Here is a 1,556-nt window from a genome sequence, read left to right as displayed (position 1 = left end):
TATAAGAAGCATCTAAAGTTCGTGGTCGAAAGCCACGAGTTTGACGATGTAGGTTGGGTAGGGAACGTAGCGTGACGACCAGTCGTCGCGTCCAGCAGCATCGGGTCAATATCCGTCCGTGAATGGCCAGCTTGAGGCGGCTGTTCCAGGCGCGGCGGTGTGCCTGGATGAGGGCGAAAATTCATGCCTGCCTGGATTCGCGCGGTTTTTCTTCGGCTGGAAGCAGCCGGTCGTTCAGTACTGTCGATAAAACAGAAAAACAGATGAGGCGTCTGTTCTTAAAAGGGGGGTTGAAAAATGGCTACTCAGGTCACCGGTGCCGGCGGCACCACGACGTCTTTCTCCAACACGCCGCAGGCGAAGGATGACCTGTTTACCTATGATAGTTTCCAATCCGTCTTCCTGAACGTGATGGCCAACGATCTCGGCGGGAATGCCAAGACCCTCTGGTCAGTCGACAATGGCATCAACAACACAGGCGCAATGAATGGATACACCGCCGCTGATTTGTTGACCCAAGACTTAGCACGCACTGAATCCCCCACCTCCGAGACAAGTTATAACGGCGCGAAGATCTGGATTACGTCCGACGGACTCGTGGGATACGACGCGACTACCTTGTCAGCGGCGTTCAAGGCACAGTTACAGGGCTTGAATGCGGGACAGTACCTGACTGACAGCTTCATCTACTCGGTCCGGCTCGGCAATGGAACGCTCAGCTGGGCAACCGCGACGGTACATTTCGCCGGCACCAACGACGCCGCGGTGATTTCCGGCGTCTCTACGGGCGCGGTCGTCGAGGCTGGCGGTGTCGCCAATGCCATCACCGGGACGCCGACGGTGAGCGGCACGCTGACAGATACCGACGTCGACAACACGCCCAATACGTTCCAGGCGGTCGCGCCCGGAACCGCGGGCGATCATGGGTATGGGACCTACCAGATGACCGCGGGTGGTGTCTGGACCTTCACCCTCAACAACAACAATGCGGCAGTGCAGGGTCTCAACGTCGGCCAGCATCTCACCGAGACGTTTACCGTCCACACACAGGACGGCACGGCCCAAGTAGTAACGGTCACGATCAACGGCACCAATGACGCGGCTGTAATCTCCGGCACCATTGCCGGCACGGTCGTCGAGGCCGGCGGCGCTATCAATGGCACCCCGAGTGTCAGCGGCACGCTGACGGATACCGACGTCGACAATCTGGCGAACACGTTCCAGGCGGTTGGTGCCGGCGGGGCAACTGACCACGGCTACGGCACCTTTGCGATGAACGCGGCGGGCACCTGGACCTATACGCTCGACAACACGAATAGTGCGGTCCAGGAACTCAACGCGGGCGATCATTTGATCGACACATTCACGGTTCGGACTGCGGACGGGACAGCGCAGGTAGTAACGGTCACGATCAATGGAATTACTGATAACGCGACGGTCAACCTGAGCGCCTCGACGGTCGCCGAGGGCGCGGTCGCCAACTACGTGTTCACGGCGACGCTGTCGGACGCCTCGCATGGCGTCACCACGATCACCACCGACAAGGGCGACATCAC

1 protein-coding gene is annotated in these 1,556 nt (G+C 59.3%); it reads left to right on the top strand.

Annotated features, from left to right (window positions below; genetic code table 11):
* Positions 1-297: 297 nt before the first annotated feature.
* Positions 298-1,556: VCBS domain-containing protein (locus EN969_RS30465; RefSeq protein WP_206525273.1), on the top strand; the 1,259-nt coding region annotated here is incomplete at its 3' end.

Source organism: Mesorhizobium sp. M7A.F.Ca.CA.003.01.2.1 (assembly GCF_003998945.1).
Taxonomy (GTDB): Bacteria; Pseudomonadota; Alphaproteobacteria; order Rhizobiales; family Rhizobiaceae; genus Mesorhizobium; species Mesorhizobium ciceri.
Note: the sequence above shows the minus strand (reverse complement) of the source record. Positions and strands in the feature narration are given on the sequence as shown.